At 68.8% G+C, this 15,451-nt stretch carries 14 protein-coding genes; 12 read left to right on the top strand and 2 right to left on the bottom strand.

Annotated features, from left to right (window positions below; genetic code table 11):
- The first annotated feature begins 37 nt into the window (after positions 1-37).
- Genes ABN611_RS13890 through ABN611_RS13870 form a run of 5 tightly spaced genes read left to right on the top strand, consistent with a single transcriptional unit; the run spans position 38 to position 5,233 of the window.
- Entirely contained in the window at positions 38-838 is an 801-nt protein-coding gene (locus ABN611_RS13890) for a sugar ABC transporter permease (protein ID WP_350280272.1), read from the top strand.
- The gene (locus ABN611_RS13885; protein ID WP_350280271.1) at positions 835-1,647 is read left to right on the top strand and encodes a carbohydrate ABC transporter permease; all 813 of its coding nucleotides are present in this window, start codon (positions 835-837) and stop codon (positions 1,645-1,647) included. Before ABN611_RS13890 ends, ABN611_RS13885 begins: the two co-directional genes overlap by 4 nt.
- Positions 1,644-2,276 (top strand): hypothetical protein, encoded by a 633-nt coding sequence (locus ABN611_RS13880; RefSeq protein WP_350280270.1) that lies wholly within the window; start codon positions 1,644-1,646, stop codon positions 2,274-2,276. The genes ABN611_RS13885 and ABN611_RS13880 overlap by 4 nt, the downstream gene beginning before the upstream one ends.
- Positions 2,260-4,731, top strand: a complete 2,472-nt coding sequence (locus ABN611_RS13875; protein ID WP_350280269.1) for a GH116 family glycosyl-hydrolase — start codon at positions 2,260-2,262, stop codon at positions 4,729-4,731. Before ABN611_RS13880 ends, ABN611_RS13875 begins: the two co-directional genes overlap by 17 nt.
- 16 nt (positions 4,732-4,747) lie before the next feature.
- The gene (locus ABN611_RS13870; RefSeq protein ID WP_350280268.1) at positions 4,748-5,233 is read left to right on the top strand and encodes a hypothetical protein; all 486 of its coding nucleotides are present in this window, start codon (positions 4,748-4,750) and stop codon (positions 5,231-5,233) included.
- Between the two features lie 90 nt (positions 5,234-5,323).
- Here ABN611_RS13870 and ABN611_RS13865 read toward each other — a convergent pair whose 3' ends face one another.
- Both ABN611_RS13865 and adh read right to left on the bottom strand, forming a co-directional pair.
- On the bottom strand, positions 5,324-5,701 hold the full coding sequence (locus tag ABN611_RS13865; protein ID WP_350280267.1) for a DUF779 domain-containing protein: 378 nt from the start codon (positions 5,699-5,701) through the stop codon (positions 5,324-5,326).
- Positions 5,701-7,224 (bottom strand): aldehyde dehydrogenase, encoded by a 1,524-nt coding sequence (adh, locus tag ABN611_RS13860; protein WP_350280266.1) that lies wholly within the window; start codon positions 7,222-7,224, stop codon positions 5,701-5,703. Before adh ends, ABN611_RS13865 begins: the two co-directional genes overlap by 1 nt.
- An 81-nt stretch (positions 7,225-7,305) precedes the next feature.
- Here adh and ABN611_RS13855 point away from each other — a divergent pair, with 81 nt between their 5' ends.
- The 7 genes from ABN611_RS13855 to ABN611_RS13825 all read left to right on the top strand — a co-directional run bounded on the left by ABN611_RS13855 (position 7,306) and on the right by ABN611_RS13825 (position 15,363).
- On the top strand, positions 7,306-8,757 hold the full coding sequence (locus tag ABN611_RS13855; protein WP_350280265.1) for a GAF domain-containing protein: 1,452 nt from the start codon (positions 7,306-7,308) through the stop codon (positions 8,755-8,757).
- Positions 8,758-8,785: 28 nt separating this feature from the next.
- The gene (locus tag ABN611_RS13850) at positions 8,786-9,373 is read left to right on the top strand and encodes a TetR/AcrR family transcriptional regulator (RefSeq protein ID WP_350280264.1); all 588 of its coding nucleotides are present in this window, start codon (positions 8,786-8,788) and stop codon (positions 9,371-9,373) included.
- A gap of 19 nt (positions 9,374-9,392) precedes the next feature.
- A complete protein-coding gene (locus ABN611_RS13845) occupies positions 9,393-9,728 on the top strand; it encodes a DUF6204 family protein (protein WP_350280263.1) in 336 nt (111 codons plus the stop codon).
- Between the two features lie 72 nt (positions 9,729-9,800).
- The gene (locus ABN611_RS13840; RefSeq protein WP_350280262.1) at positions 9,801-11,966 is read left to right on the top strand and encodes a (Fe-S)-binding protein; all 2,166 of its coding nucleotides are present in this window, start codon (positions 9,801-9,803) and stop codon (positions 11,964-11,966) included.
- Positions 11,967-12,052: 86 nt separating this feature from the next.
- Positions 12,053-12,826, top strand: a complete 774-nt coding sequence (locus ABN611_RS13835; RefSeq protein ID WP_350280261.1) for a hypothetical protein — start codon at positions 12,053-12,055, stop codon at positions 12,824-12,826.
- A gap of 99 nt (positions 12,827-12,925) precedes the next feature.
- Positions 12,926-14,497: an alkaline phosphatase D family protein gene (locus ABN611_RS13830; protein WP_350280260.1), complete on the top strand. Its 1,572-nt coding sequence runs from the start codon at positions 12,926-12,928 to the stop codon at positions 14,495-14,497.
- Entirely contained in the window at positions 14,494-15,363 is an 870-nt protein-coding gene (locus ABN611_RS13825) for a hypothetical protein (protein ID WP_350280259.1), read from the top strand. Before ABN611_RS13830 ends, ABN611_RS13825 begins: the two co-directional genes overlap by 4 nt.
- The last annotated feature ends 88 nt before the right edge of the window (positions 15,364-15,451 follow it).

Below are 15,451 nucleotides of genomic sequence, written 5' to 3'. Positions count from 1 at the left end.
CGGCTACCTGTTCATCAGCCCGGCCGTCCTGCTCTTCGTGGTCTTCGTCGCCCTCCCGCTGATCGCGGCGTTCGGTCTCAGCCTGTTCCACTGGGACCTGCTCGGTACGCCGGAGTTCGCCGGCCTCGACAACTTCCAGCAACTGGTGTCGGACACCGCGACCATCCGCGCGGTGGTCAACACGTTCGTGTTCGCGCTGGCGTCGGTGGTCACGCACATCGGGATCGGCATGCTGCTCGCGCTCGGCGTACACCGGACGATGACCCGCGGGACGAAGTACTTCGTCCGGACAGCGTTCTTCTTCCCGTTCCTGGTCTCCTGGGCCGCGGTCGCGCTGCTCTGGAAGTACGTGCTCGATCCGACCTTCGGCCTGGTGGCTCACTACCTGTCGACGACGACCAACTGGCTCGCGTCACCGACCTGGGCGCTGCCGACGCTGATCGTGGTCGACTGGTGGCACACGATCGGCTACACGTTCATCATCCTGCTCGCCGGCCTGCAGACGGTGCCGGCCCAGCTGCACGAGGCGGCCCGGGTCGACGGCGCGAACGGCTGGTGGCGGTTCTGGAGCGTGACGCTGCCGGTGATGTCGCCGACGATCTTCTTCGCGACCGTGATCACGTTCATCGGCGCGTTCCAGATCTTCGACCCGATGGTGATCATGACGCAGGGCGGGCCGGACGGCGCGACCCGGAGCATCGTGCAGTACACCTACGAGAAGGGCTTCCAGTCCTTCGAGGTCGGGTACGCCGCCACGCTGTCGCTCGTGCTGTTCGTGGTGATCATGCTCGTCACCGGGCTGCAGTTCCGCCTTTCACGCCGGTGGGTGCACCAGTGAGGGGCAAGGTGCTCGACCTCGTGCTGGTGCTCGGCGGGCTGGTGATGATCGCGCCGCTGGTCTGGCTGGTGGTGAACGCGCTGTCGGAGCCGATCGACGCGTTCCAGCTGCCGCCGCGGTGGATCCCGCGGCCGCCGACGCTCGAGAACTTCCAGCAGGTGCCGGACCTGATCCCGTTCGCGCAGATGGCGTGGAACAGCCTGCAGATCGCGGTGATCACCACGGCGGGCGCACTGTTCACCAGTGCGCTGGCGGCGTACGCGTTCAACCGGCTGCGGTTCCCGGGGCGGGACCAGATCTTCTCGGTGCTGCTCGCCGCGCTCGTCGTACCGGTGCAGCTGACCGTGGTGCCGATCTTCATCATGATGCGCTGGCTGCATCTCGTGGACACCACGGTCGCGATCTGGTTGCCGGCGCTGGTGAACGTGTTCGGGATCTTCTTCCTGCGGCAGTACATCTCCTCGATCCCGCGGGAGCTCGACGAGGCGGCGATCATGGACGGCGCCTCGCACTTCTGGATCCTGTTCCGGGTGATCCTGCCGCTGTCCCGGCCGGGGCTGACCGCGCTGGGAATCTTCGTGTTCGAGGCGTCCTGGAACAACTTCTTCTGGCCGTACATCTTCCTGTCGTCACCGGAGAAAATGACGCTGCCGGTCGGGCTGGTGTCACTGCAGGGCGCGGTCGGCGGCGGTCCCGCTGTTGTGCTGTTCGCCGCGATCACGCTGGTGGTGCTGCCGATCCTGGTGCTGTTCCTGATCTTCCAGCGCTCGTTCATCGCGTCGATCGCGTCGACGGGGTTGCGCGGATGACCAACCACCTGCCGCTCGCCTTCCGAGCCCTCTGGCACGAGCTCCCTCTCCTGGCCGCCGCCGGCGCGCTCGTGTGTGCGGGCGGCGCCTTCGTCGTCTTCCTGAGTCCAGGCCTATCACCCGTCAGCGTTCTACTGTCTGCCTTCGTCATCGCCCCGGTCTGGGCAGCGGTAGTAGCAACTACGGATGCAGTAGTACGAGAGGACCGCGGCGGTGTCCCCGAACTGCTGCGGAACCTGCGAAAACACGCCCTTGCCGGGTTGGGCGTCGGCGTGGTCCCTGCTGTGGTGGTCGCACTGGCGCTGCTCAACTGGCAGCTGTACTCCGGACCGCTGTTCGTCCTCCCGCTAGCTGTCAGCACCTGTGCGAGCGTGCTGCTGCTACTAGCCTCCTGCTACGCCTTCAGCCTGCGGGTGACCGCCGGACTCCGCGGCAAGCACCTGTGGATCACCGCACTCCACCTGGTCGCCCGGGCCCCGCTGGTACCGCTCGGCGTACTCGCACTCGCCTTCGTCGCCCTGCTCCTCGGCACCTCGGTGACCGCCTCCCTGCTTCTGCTCGCCCCCGGCCCGGTGGCCCTGTTCGCCTCTGCTGGTACATGGACGGAGAAACATGCACTACACCGGTGACAACCTTCGACACTTCGCCCTGCCGCTGGGAGGCCTGGGGACGGGCACTGTCGCCCTGGCCGGCAACGGCGCCCTGCGGCAGTGGCAGCTGCACAACCTCGGCAACCACGAGGCCCACGTACCTGACAGCTTCTTCGCCCTCCGGCTCTCCCGGATCGAGCCGCCGCTCGACGAGGTCCGCCTGCTGCAAGGTCCCACACTGGACCCGTCAGACACGCCGCTGGTCACCGACGACGTCGTACCGACCGGTGAGCGTCGGTTGCAGGAGCTCATCCGACCGATCGGCCCGACCACGGTGACGGCCACATATCCCCAGGCCCATGTGGATTACGAGACCGACCTGCCGATCAGCCTCAGCCTGGACGTCTTCAACCCGCTGGTGCCGTCCGATGCCGACGCCAGCTCGCAGCCGGTCGTCGGCTTCACCTTCACGCTGCACAACCCCGGCGACATCGCCGTCCACGGCAAGCTCGCCGGCGCGCTGCAGAACTCAGTTGGCTGGGACGGCGTCACGCCGATCGACGGCACCTCCAACCCCCTGTACGGCGGCAACACCAACCGCGTGCGCAACCTGAGGACCCCGGACGGTCGCTGGACCTCGCTGGTCCTCGAGAACGCCACGTTGCCCGTCGACCACCCCGGTTCCGGGCAACTGGTGCTTGCCACCGACAGCGAGGCACTCGCCCACCCGCAGTGGACCCGCCCGGACGAGTTCGTTGCCTTCCTCAACGGACCCACCACTCCGGCGAGCGGCGCCAGTGCACCGGGCAGTACCTGGAACGGCGGTCTCGCGGTCCCGTTCGACCTGCGGCCGGGCGAGACGAAGCAGGTACGGTTCGTCATCGCGTGGCACTTCCCGAACCGATATGTCGACTTCAACCAGTTCGGACCGCATCCGCAGTACGGTCACAGCCGGTTCTGGCTCGGGAACGCGTACACCCGCCGTACGCCGGACGCCGTCGCCGCGGCCGAGTCCTTCATCGCCGACTGGCCGGAACAGCAGGCGCTGACGTCGGCGTGGACGACGGCGTTCGAGTCGAGCAGCCTGCCCGGTGAGGCTGGTGCGCGGCTCGCGGCGCTGGTGGCCGACGTACGGAGCCCAACCGTCTTCCGGACCGCGGAGGGCGACGTCCTCGGGTTCGAAGGCGTGCTCGGCGCGTCGACAGTGATGTGGGGCGGGCGGTACGGCGGCTCGTGCCCGCTCAACTGCACACACGTGTGGAACTACGAGCAGACCCTGTCGCGCCTCTTCCCGGCGCTGGAGCAGAACATGCGCGACACGGAGTACGACGTGATGCAGGCGCCGGAGGGCTACATCCCGCACCGCGTCCGCGCCCCGCTCTACATGAAGCAGCTGTGGGACGTCGTCATCGGCGGCCCCGAGGAGCCCGCGCTGGACGGGATGCTGGGCACCGTACTCAAGACGTACAGAGAGGTACGGCAAGGCGCAGGCCTGGACTGGCTGCGCGACCGCTGGCCGAACGTAGTACGCCTGCTCGACCACATCCACGGCAAGTGGCTGCAGGACGGCGTACTGCGTGGCATCCAGCCCAGCACGCACGACATCGACCTGTGTGGTGTGAACTCGTTCATGGGCACGCTGTGGCTGGCTGCATTGCGCTCGGCCGAGGAGATGGCGCTACTGCTGGGCGAGGACGGCAAGCAGTACCGGGCGCTCTTCGAGACCGGCAGCAAGGCGTACGACGACCTGCTGTTCACCGGCGAGTACTACCGGCAGATCCTCGACCCTGACGAGACCCGCGACTTCCAATGGGGCGACGGCTGCCTGGCCGACCAGCTCATCGGCCAGTGGTGGGCGCACCAGCTGGACCTCGGCTACCTCCTCCCGGAGGACCATGTGCGTACGGCGCTGCGCAACGTCGTACGGCACAACCTGCGGACCGGCTTCCACGACTTCGAGCACCCGTACCGCGTCTTCGCCGACGGCGACGACACCGGCCTCCTGATGTGCACCTGGCCGCACGGCGGTCGCCCGGACGTCCCCACCCGGTACTGCGACGAGGTGTGGACCGGCTCGGAGTACCAGGTAGCCGCGCACTGCCTCTACGAGGGTCTCACCGACGAGGGCATGTCCATCCTGAACGGCCTCTGGTCCCGCTACGACGGCACCCGCCGCAACCCCTTCAACCCCATCGAATGCGGCGACCACTACATCCGCAACGCAGCCGGCTGGTCCGTCCTGGAAGCCCTCGCCGGCTACACCTACAACGCACTCACCAAGACGATCACCTTCGCACCCCTCGACATCGCGCGCTCATCCACCGGCTGGAGTACCCCCTTCGTCACCAACACCGGCTGGGCCACCGCCACCCACACCGACGGAACCCTCACCCTCACCTGCCACGCCGGCCACCTCGACCTGGACACCGTCACCGTCGACGGCACGCCGTACCCCGTCCACCCCGGAAACCCCGTGGTCATTAGCACTACCTGATACCTACCGTCGAGGCATGTCCCTCGTCGAACGCGCCCAGATCCTGCAAGCCGAGGCCCAGGCCCTCTTCACCCACCTGGACCTCGGCACTGCCTTCCCCTGGAAGCCCGTACTGATCGGCAGCGCCCTCTCCGGCCTGATGGTCGACCGTGACCTGGACGTCATGTTCGACGCCCCCGACGCGACCACCACCAAACTCTTCACCGGCCTGACTACCCTGACCACCCGCCTAGACCTGCGCACCGTCGACTTCCGCGACGAACGATCCGATCGACGCCCCACCCCAGCCGTCACCGACGAGCGCTACTACGCCGTACTCCACACCCCAACCTGGAAAATCGACCTGACCTTCTGGCTCCACGTCGTCGCGCGGCCGCACGTCGCCGACGCCTTACGACTGCGGGACGCCACCGAGGTGCAGCGGCTCGAGATTCTGCGCCGCAAGGACGCGGACGACCAGCGGGACAGCTCCGCGATCTACGCCGCCGTACTGGGGACATAGGTGAGTGCCGGCCGTCCGGCAACGCCACCGGACGGTCGGCACTCGCTGGTCACGTGGTCGCGTGGGTGGTGGGGTCGCGGCCACGTGAGTTCAGAGGAGGCCGAGGGTTGCGGACTCCTGGTCGGTGAAGAGCCGCGACCTGATCAGGAAGCGGACGCCTTCGGGGGCCTCGACGGAGAAGCCGCTGCCGCGGCCTTTCACGACGTCGACCGTGAGGTGGGTGTGCTTCCAGTACTCGTACTGGTTCGCGGACATCCAGAAGCCGATCGGGCGGTCCACGCCGTCGACGGCCAGGTCGCCAAGATGCACGTCCGCCGACCCCGTCGTGAATTCCCCGTCCGGGTAGCACATCGGCGAACTGCCGTCGCAGCACCCGCCGGACTGGTGGAACATCAACGGACCGTGCATCTCGGTGAGGCGGCGGAGCAACGCCGCCGCCTCGTCCGTGAGCGACACCCGCTCGACCATCAGAAGAAGCCGAGCTTCGACGGGCTGTAGCTGACCAGCAGGTTCTTGGTCTGCTGGTAGTGGTCGAGCATCATCTTGTGGTTCTCCCGGCCGATGCCGGAGTTCTTGTACCCGCCGAACGCCGCGTGCGCGGGGTACGCGTGGTAGTTGTTCGTCCACACCCGCCCGGCCTGGATCTCGCGGCCCGCGCGGTACGCCGTGTTGATGTCGCGCGACCAGACGCCGGCGCCGAGACCGTACAGCGTGTCGTTGGCGATCTTCATCGCGTCGGCGTAGTCGTCGAACTTCGTCACCGCGACGACCGGACCGAAGATCTCCTCCTGGAAGATCCGCATCTTGTTGTCGCCCTCGAAGATCGTCGGCTGGATGTAGTACCCGCCGGCCAGGTCGCCGTCCAGCTCCGCGCGAGCGCCACCGGTGACGACCCGGGCGCCCTCCTCCTTGCCGATCCCGATGTAGGCGAGGATCTTCTCGTACTGGTCGTTGCTGGCCTGCGCGCCCATCATCGTGTCGGTGTCCAGCGGGTTGCCGAGCTTGATCGCCTGCGTCCGCGCGGTCGCGTCCGCGAGGAACCCGTCGTAGATCGACGACTGGATCAGCGCCCGCGACGGGCAGGTGCAGACCTCGCCCTGGTTCAGCGCGAACATCGTGAAGCCCTCGAGTGCCTTGTCGTAGAAGTCGTCCTTCGACGATGCGACGTCGGCGAAGAACACGTTCGGGCTCTTCCCGCCGAGCTCCAGCGTCACCGGGATGATGTTCTCCGACGCGTACTGCATGATCAGCCGGCCGGTCGTGGTCTCACCAGTGAACGCGACCTTCGCCACTCTGTTGCTGGAGGCAAGCGGTTTGCCGGCCTCGACGCCGAACCCGTTGACGATGTTCACCACACCCGGCGGGATCAGGTCCGCGATCAGCTCCATCAGCACGTGGATCGACCCGGGTGTCTGCTCGGCAGGCTTCAGTACGACGGCGTTGCCGGCCGCCAGCGCGGGCGCCAGCTTCCAGACCGCCATCAGGATCGGGAAGTTCCACGGGATGATCTGCCCGACCACACCGAGCGGCTCGTGGAAGTGGTAGGCGATCGTGTCGTCGTCGATCACCGACACCGAGCCCTCCTGGGCCCGCAGCGCGCCGGCGAAGTACCGGAAGTGGTCGATCGCCAGCGGCATGTCGGCGGCCAGCGTCTCCCGGACCGCCTTGCCGTTGTCCCAGGTCTCGGCGACCGCGAGCAGCTCGAGGTTGGCCTCGATCCGGTCCGCGATCTTGTTCAGGATGTTCGCCCGCTCGGCCGGCGACGTCCGGCCCCAGCCCGGCGCGGCACCGTGCGCGGCGTCCAGGGCGGCCTCGACGTCGTCCGCCGTACCGCGGGCGATCTCGGTGAAGGTCTCACCGGTGACGGGGGTCGGGTTCTCGAAGTACCCGCCCTTGACCGGCGGCACCCATTCGCCGCCGATGTAGTGCTCGTAGCGCGATTTGTACGCGACCGGGCTGCCATCCTGCCCGGGAGCTGCGAAGATCGTCATTGGTCCTCCTTCGGAACCGCCGTTGGACCGAACCTAGGCAGCACGACGTTGCACGGACGTTGCAACGCGGAGTGAGGTTGGATGGACGCACCGGAGCAGGCCCGCCGGTTGAGCGGGCTGTACGACGACGTGCTCGGCGGCGCGCGCCCCGCGACCGAGCCGCGGCCGCTGGTCGCCGCCTCCTGGGAGCGCTCCCTCGCCGCGGCGGTCGATCCCGAGCTCGACGCCCCGCCGATGGTCCTCGAGCAGCGGATGGTCGAGGAGCTCCGCGCGAACCACCCGCTGCGCGCCGTCCTCCCGGTGCTCCGGCAGACGCTGACCACGATCGCCGACGAGGCGTCGCACATCATGATCGTCACCGACGCCCAGGGCATGATCCTGTGGCGCGAGGGCGCTGCCGACGTCAAGCGGACGGCCGACCGGATCGCGCTGTCCGAGGGCGCGGTCTGGTCCGAGGACCAGATCGGCACCAACGGCATGGGTACGGCGCTCGCGGTCGGCAAGCCCGTCCAGATCCACTCGGCCGAGCACCTGGTCCGCCGGATCCACGAGTGGACGTGTGCGGCCGCGCCGGTCCACGACCCCGACACCGGCAAACTGCTCGGCGCGGTCGACGTCTCCGGTCCGCTGCGTACCGTCCACCCCGCGATGGTCGCCCTGGTGACGGCCGCGGCCCAGCTCGCGGAAGGCCAGCTCAAGGTCCGGATGGCCGCCGCCGACGAGATGCTCCGCGCCCGCAACATGCGGCACCTGATGGCGCTCGGCGACGCCCCCGGCGCGTTGCTCACCCCGACCGGCCGCGTGCTCGCGGTCCAGCCGCTCGAATGGCTGCCCGACCGACTCGTCGTACCGGACGGCGCGGATCGCATCGAGCTCGGCGACGGCCGCGAAGGACTGGTCGAACGCCTCGACGAGGGCTACCTGCTGCGGATGCCCGGTACGCCGGTCCGCCGCTCGCGCCCGTCCTTGCGGCTGAAGCTGCTCGGCTCGGGCCAGCCGGTCGCGGTCGTCGGCGGCCGCGAGATCGCGCTGACGTTGCGGCGGGCCGAAGTACTCGCACTGTTGTTACTGCAGCCGACGGGACTCACGGCCGAGCAGCTGATGCTGCAGCTGTACGGCGACGAAGGCAACCCGACGACCGTCCGCGCCGAGATGCACCGGCTACGGAACCTGCTCGGCGGCGGCGTCCTCGACACCAAGCCCTACCGCATCATCGCGGACGTCACCGGCGACGTCACCGAGGTCCAGGCCGCGCTCCGCAACGGCGACCTCCGGCAGGCCCTCGACCTGTACGCCGGTCCGCTGCTCGCCCGCTCCGACGCCCCGGCCCTGCGCGCCGAGCGCGACGAACTCGACGCCACCCTCCGCCGCGCGGTCCTGGACGCCGCCGACCCGGACCTCCTGTGGCGCTTCGCCCAGACCCCGACCGGCGCCGAGGACCTGGAGATCTTCGAAGTACTCGACACCGCCCTCCCCGCCACCGACCACCGCCGCCCAGCGGTCGCCGCCCGCCTGCACCGGCTGGACTCCTAGGCACCAGACAGTGCCTAAGCTCAACCGGGTGAGCAAGCGGATCCCGCGCGCGGAGAGTCAGGCCCGGACACGCGAGCGATTGCTGGCCGCGGCCGCCGAACTGTTCGCCGAACGCGGCGTGAACGGAACCTCTGTCGAGCAGATCGCGGAACGCGCCGGCTACACCCGCGGCGCGTTCTACGGAAACTTCGCCGGCAAGCCCGAGCTGGTGGCGGCGCTGCTCAACGAGCGGACCCAGCACGAGTACGCCGAACTCCGCGCGATCGCCGACGGCCCCGATCCGGCCGCGGCGCTCCGCGACTGGCACCGACGCCGTACCGCCGACGAATCCGCCTGGCTCACGCTCCGCCTGGAGCTCCTCCTGTACGCGGTCCGGGAACAGGGCCCCGTCCGCGACAGCGTCCGCTCCCGCGAGCGCTTCGCCCGCGACGCGCACGCCGCAGGCCTCCGCCACCAGGCCGGCGCAAAGGCACCCGACGACCTCGACCAACTCGCGCTGATCGTCCACGCCCTCGAGGACGGGCTGCTCATCCAGCGCGCTCTCGATCCGGACGCCGTACCGGCCGAAGCCGTCGTGGACGCCTACCTCAGAATCACGCGCGCCTGGCTGGAGTAACTCAGATACAGTTCTGTATATGAACGTACGCACCTTCCGCGTCATCGTCCGCGGCGAGTTCACCGGACTCACCCACGACCAGCGCGAGCGGCTGCGCGCCGAGGCCGACCGGCACGACCTGCTGCTCGCGGGCTACAGCGACACCGGCGACCTCTCGTACGACGAGACGTTGCGGCCGTTCACCGTGCGCTGCCAGGTGGTGCAGCCGGCCGACCGGCCCGACCAGGACGCGGTCGACCACGGTCTGCTGGTCGCGAGCACGCTGCTCGACGAGCGTGGCCTGGCTTATCAGCGCCTGCGGGCGAGCGCGACGTGCCTCGAGGACATCAAGATCCGGCGACCGAAGCGCACGTGACGCGGAACACGCGGGCGTGACGATGACCGCATGGACATGACTGACGAGTAACCAACCAATAACATCGCTGGTATGCAGATCCTCGCCATCGTCGTCTCGCTCGCGATCGCCGCTGTCGGCGTCGCGTTGTTCGGCAAGACGATCGGGCACATGGTGTCCGTCATCAAGCTCGGCCAGCCCGCCCAGGGCCGCACCGACAACCCGGGGCAGCGTACCGCCACGCTGGTCAAGGAGACGCTCGGCCACACCCGGATGCTGCAGTGGAGTCACATCGGGGTGGTGCACTGGTTCGTCGCGGTCGGATTCATCGGGTTGTTCCTGAGCCTGGTGACGGCCTTCGGCCAGCTGTTCGACGCGCACTTCGCGCTGCCGATCGTCGGGCACTGGATCGTCTTCGAGTGGGTCACCGAGATCCTGACCTGGACCGGCCTGATCGGGATCGCGGCGCTGATCGTGATCCGGCTGCGGCACCTGCCGAGCGGTTCCGAGGGCCGGTACAGCCGCTTCTTCGGCTCGCGCTCCTGGCAGGCGTACTACGTCGAGTACACGATCCTCGGCGTGCTGATCTGCATCCTCGGCCTGCGCACCCTCGAGTACGGACTGGCCGCGCACCTCGGCGAGGCCTCCAAGTGGCACTTCCCGCTGACCTGGTTCCTCGGCGAGGCGGTCACCGGCTGGCCGGAGTCCCGGCTGGAGAACGGCATCTACCTGGTCGCGATGATCAAGATCATCATCTCGTTCGCGTGGATGATCACGATCTCGCTGAACGCCACGATGGGTGTCGCCTGGCACCGGTTCACCGCCTGGCCGAACATCTGGTTCAAGCGCGAGGCCGACGGCGGTACGGCGCTCGGCGCACTGCAGCCGATCTCGGTGAACGGCGCCCCGATCGACTTCGAGAACATCGACGAACTCGACGAGGACGCCGCGCTCGGCGTCGGCAAGGTCGAGGACTTCACCTGGAAGGGCCTGCTCGACTTCACCACCTGCACCGAGTGCGGCCGCTGCCAGTCGCAGTGCCCGGCGTGGAACACCGACAAGCCGCTGTCGCCGAAGCTCGTGGTGATGAACCTGCGCGAGCACGCCTACGCGAAGGCGCCGTACCTGCTGGCGAGCGACGACGAGACCCGCAAGTCGCTGCCCGAGCTGGTGCTCGCCGAGCAGGAGAAGCCGTTGGTCGGACCCGCGGACGTCGCAGTGATCGACGAGGACGCGCTGTGGGCGTGTACGTCGTGCGGCGCCTGCGTGCAGCAGTGCCCGGTCGACATCGAGCACGTCGACGCGATCATGGACATGCGCCGGTACCAGGTGCTGATCGAGTCGTCGTTCCCGTCCGAGCTCAACGGCCTGTTCAAGGGCCTGGAGAACAAGGGCAACCCGTGGAACATGAACCCGTCCGGCCGGATGGACTGGGCCAAGGACCTGCCGTTCGAGGTCAAGCAGGTCGGCGCGGACGTCGAGTCGCTCGACGAGGTCGAGTACCTGTTCTGGGTCGGCTGCGCGGGTGCGTTCGAGGACCGCGCGAAGAAGACCACGCAGGCCGTCGCCGAGCTGCTGAACATCGCCGGCGTCTCGTTCGCCGTCCTGGGTGACGGCGAGACGTGCACCGGCGACCCGGCGCGGCGGTCCGGCAACGAGTTCGTCTTCCAGCAGCTCGCGATGCAGAACGCCGAGGTCTTCAAGGAGACCAAGGTCCGCAAGGTGGTCGCCACCTGCGCGCACTGCTTCAACACACTGAAGAACGAGTACTCCCAGCTGGGCGTCGAACTCGACGTCATCCACCACACCCAGCTGCTGAACCGGCTGGTCCGCGACGGCAAGCTCACCCCGGTCGCACCGACCGACAGCTCGCTCAACGGCCAGAAGATCACGTACCACGACCCGTGCTACCTCGGCCGCCACAACCAGGTGTACGACGCCCCGCGCGAACTGCTCGACATCATCCCGGGCGCGGAGTACGCCGAGATGCCGCGGAACAAGACCAAGTCGTTCTGCTGCGGGGCCGGCGGCGCGCGGATGTGGATGGAGGAGAAGCTGGGCACCCGGATCAACGTGAACCGGACGACCGAGGCCGTCGAGACCGGCGCGGACAAGATCGCCACCGGCTGCCCGTTCTGCCGGGTGATGCTGTCCGACGGCCTCACCGCCAAGCAGGCCGACGGCTCGGCCCGCGAGACGGTCGAGGTCCAGGACGTCGCGCAGCTGCTGCTGGCCTCTGTGAAGCGCGGCGAAAGCTGATCTGCAACTAGCTGCAAAAGCCTTCCTCCCCAGGTGGTCCAGACCATAAGATCCACCGTCTGCATCACCTGGGGAGGACAAGCACCATGAAGTTCCGCGCTGCCGTCGCCACCGCGGCCGCCGTACCACTCGCCCTCGGTCTGACCTCCTGCGCCGGCGAACCCGCCGCCACCGGCTACCGCCCGTCGGCCCCGGTCGACGCGCCCTTGGCCACCAAGAAGCCGATCGCGCACCTGAACCAGTCCACGTTCGTGCCGGCGATGAAAAGAGCCCTCACCCGGCAGAAGACCTGGCGCATCACCGGCACCGTGACGGCGAACGGTACGACGCTGATGTCGATCACCGGCGTCCAGTCCGCCAAGCCGCAGGCGGTGTCGATCGTCATGTCGGGAGCGGCCTTCGAGGGTCGCACCGCCCGGATCATCGGGCTCGGCAAGACCGCCTACCTGTCGCTGCCCGGAAAGACCCCGGCCGGCAAGTACCTCAAGGTGGATGTCGCGGACATCGATCCCGCGAGCGCCGTCGGCAGCGCGCTGAACAGCGCGGACCCGACCAAGGCGTACGAGCACATCACCAAGGCCATGAGGAACGTCAGGTACGTCGGGACGCGGACGGTCGACGGCCGCGAGCTCGCACAGTACGACCTGATCCTGGACACGGCGACGGTGCTCAAGCTGAGTGGGGCGAAGCCACCGCAGGGCGTCCCGGAGACGATGACGTACTCGCTGTGGATGGACTCCGCGCACGTCGTCCGCCGGATGACCGGCGACCTGCTCGGCATTGCGGTCGAGCTGACGATGACCGACTACAACAAGCCGGTGCGCATCACCGCGCCACCGGCGGGCAAGCTCGTGCGCTGACGGCCGGAATCGGTCATCTTCTCACCCTCTCGTGTGAACTTCTCGTAATCTCCCGTTACGGATGTGATCACCTCGGGATGATCGGGTGGGTGGGTGCCGATGCTGAGTACACGACGAAAGTTCCTCACCGCCGGCGGTGCAGCGGCGGCGCTCGCGCTGGGCGGCAACCTTCCGGAGATCAGGTCCGCGGCGGCGGGCTGGACCGGCCGGGCCGACCGGCGGGACCCGTTCACGCTCGGTGTCGCATCCGGCGACCCGTTGCCGGACGCCGTGGTGATCTGGACGCGTCTGGCCCCCGATCCGCTCGCGCCGTTCGGCGGGATGGACCGGCGGCCGGTCGAGGTGCAGTGGCAGGTCGCCGAGGACGCGCAGTTCCACCGGATCGTCCGGAGCGGCGCGACCCGCACCGGCCCGGAGGCGAGCCACTCGGTCCACGTCGACGTCCGCGGCCTGCGGCCCTGGCGTGAGTACTGGTACCGCTTCCGCGTGAACGGCCGGCTCAGCCCGGTCGGCCGGACCAAGACCGCCCCGGCGTACGGCGCGCAGCTCTCCGAGCTCTCGCTCGCCTTCGCGTCCTGCCAGGCGTGGTGGGAGGGCTGGTACACGGCGTACGCCGACATGGCCCGGCGCGAGCACGACGTGGTGTTCTTCCTCGGCGACTACATCTACGAGTTCGGCATCGACCGCGGCATCCGCCCGGGCTCGAACGAGCCGCACATCACGCGGCAGACCGTGACGCTGGACGAGTACCGGCAGCGTTATGCGGCGTACCGGATGGACCCCGACCTGCAGAGCGCGCACGCGAGCGCGCCGTGGGTCGTGACGCTCGACGACCACGAGGTGGTCGACAACTGGGCCGACGAGGCGCATCCCAGTGCGCCGCCGGCGCAGTTCCGGGTACGGCGGGCCAACGCGTTCCGCGCGTACTGGGAACACATGCCGCTGCGGCTCTCGTCCCTGCCGAAGGGGCCGGACATGCAGCTGTACCGGCGATTCCGGTTCGGACGGCTCGCGGAGTTCAGCGTGCTCGACACCCGCCAGTACCGCTCGGACCAGGCGTACGGCGACGGCACGAAGGCACCCGGCCCCGAGACCAAGGACCCGGCGCGCACGATCACCGGCGACGCCCAGGAGAAGTGGCTGCTCGACGGCTGGGCCGCCTCCCAGACGCGCTGGAACGTGCTCGCGCACCAGACCGCGATCGCCCGGCTGGACACCAAGGAAGGGCCGGAGGTGCTGGTCCCGATGGACACCTGGGACGGGTACGAGGCCTCGCGGAACCGGATCCTCGGCGGCGCGGTACAGCGCAAGGTCCGGAACCTGGTGTCGATCGCCGGCGACCTGCACCGCAACGTCGCGTCCGACCTGAAGCTGGACTTCGACGACCCGGCGTCGGCGACCGTCGGCGCCGAGTTCGTCGGCACGTCGATCTCGTCCGGGATGGACGGCCAGGACCTGGACCCCGGCGGCGCGACGCTGCTGCGGGAGAACTCGCACATGAAGTTCGGCAACTTCCAGCGCGGGTACGTCAGCTGCCGCGTCACGCCGCAGCAGTGGATCTCCGACTACCGCGTCGTCGACAAGGTGTCCGTCCAGGGCGGCACCGTGAGCACGCGCGCCAAACTCCTCGTCGAGGACGGCCGCCCCGGCATCGCGGAGGTACAGCAATGAGGATCCCCCGGCAGACCGTGCTCGCGGCCGGCGCCGTGCTGGCCGCCGCGCTGATCGGCTCCAGCTCGATGCCTTCGGCAACATCCGAGCCTTCGGCGACATCCGACGTCGCGGTGAGCGTCACGCCCGAGCGGCTGAACGTGGTCGGCCTGCCGTGTTTCCCGGGCAGCCTGAACCTGACGATGACCAACACCGGCACGATGGACCGGTACGCCGACCTGACCCTCGAGCCGACCGGTCCGCTGCAGCTGTCCCGCACGCTCTTCTCGTCGTGGCTGCCCGCGGTCGACCCCGACCAGCCGGTGTCCGCGCCCGTCGAGGTCCGGGTCCCGCGGGACACCGCGCCCGGCAGCTACCAGCTCACCGCCGAGGTCGACCGGAAGCAGGTGACCGTCCCGGTCACGGTCGACCCGCTGCCGCCGAAGGGCCCCGGCGACAACCTCGCGCTCGGCGAGCAGGCGACGGCGTCCTCCACGCACGGCAACTTCACCCTGTGCGGCGCGGTCGACGGCGACAAGGACTCCGAGCACTGGGACACCCTGACCGGCTGGAACGACGGCACCCGCGCAGCCTTCCCCGACACGTACGACGTCGCGCTCGCCACCCCCGCGACGGTCAACCGGGTAGAGCTCTACACGCTCGACTCGGCGCGCTACCCCGCCCGGCTCAACGGCCTCCGCGACTGGGACGTCCAGGTCAAGTCCGCCGGCACGTGGCAAACCGTCGCCCAGGTCCGCGGCAACACGGCGGGCCACGTCACCACGACCTTCGCCCCCACCCAAGCCGAGGCCGTCCGCATCCTCTGCCTGGACGGCAACGACCACACCTACTCCCGGATCGTCGAGCTCGAGGCGTACGGCTCCTGAAGTTGACCGAGGCAACGGCCCGGGCCCTTGCCTCGATCAACCGTTTCATACACCCGTTTGCCCGAACCTCCGGGACACATGGCCCCGC

The organism is Kribbella sp. HUAS MG21, assembly GCF_040254265.1.
GTDB lineage: Bacteria > Actinomycetota > Actinomycetes > Propionibacteriales > Kribbellaceae > Kribbella.
This window is presented reverse-complemented; position numbering and strand designations above follow the sequence as displayed.

What these genes read in the sequence shown, in the direction of transcription:
- ABN611_RS13825 (WP_350280259.1), top strand. Translation starts at nt 14,494, where the DNA reads ATGAGGATCCCCCGGCAGACCGTGCTCGCGGCCGGCGCCGTGCTGGCC.
- ABN611_RS13845 (WP_350280263.1), top strand. Translation starts at nt 9,393, where the DNA reads ATGAACGTACGCACCTTCCGCGTCATCGTCCGCGGCGAGTTCACCGGA.
- ABN611_RS13835 (WP_350280261.1), top strand. Translation starts at nt 12,053, where the DNA reads ATGAAGTTCCGCGCTGCCGTCGCCACCGCGGCCGCCGTACCACTCGCC.
- ABN611_RS13870 (WP_350280268.1), top strand. Translation starts at nt 4,748, where the DNA reads ATGTCCCTCGTCGAACGCGCCCAGATCCTGCAAGCCGAGGCCCAGGCC.
- ABN611_RS13865 (WP_350280267.1), bottom strand. Translation starts at nt 5,701, where the DNA reads ATGGTCGAGCGGGTGTCGCTCACGGACGAGGCGGCGGCGTTGCTCCGC.
- adh (WP_350280266.1), bottom strand. Translation starts at nt 7,224, where the DNA reads ATGACGATCTTCGCAGCTCCCGGGCAGGATGGCAGCCCGGTCGCGTAC.
- ABN611_RS13880 (WP_350280270.1), top strand. Translation starts at nt 1,644, where the DNA reads ATGACCAACCACCTGCCGCTCGCCTTCCGAGCCCTCTGGCACGAGCTC.
- ABN611_RS13840 (WP_350280262.1), top strand. Translation starts at nt 9,801, where the DNA reads ATGCAGATCCTCGCCATCGTCGTCTCGCTCGCGATCGCCGCTGTCGGC.
- ABN611_RS13875 (WP_350280269.1), top strand. Translation starts at nt 2,260, where the DNA reads ATGCACTACACCGGTGACAACCTTCGACACTTCGCCCTGCCGCTGGGA.
- ABN611_RS13830 (WP_350280260.1), top strand. Translation starts at nt 12,926, where the DNA reads ATGCTGAGTACACGACGAAAGTTCCTCACCGCCGGCGGTGCAGCGGCG.
- ABN611_RS13855 (WP_350280265.1), top strand. Translation starts at nt 7,306, where the DNA reads ATGGACGCACCGGAGCAGGCCCGCCGGTTGAGCGGGCTGTACGACGAC.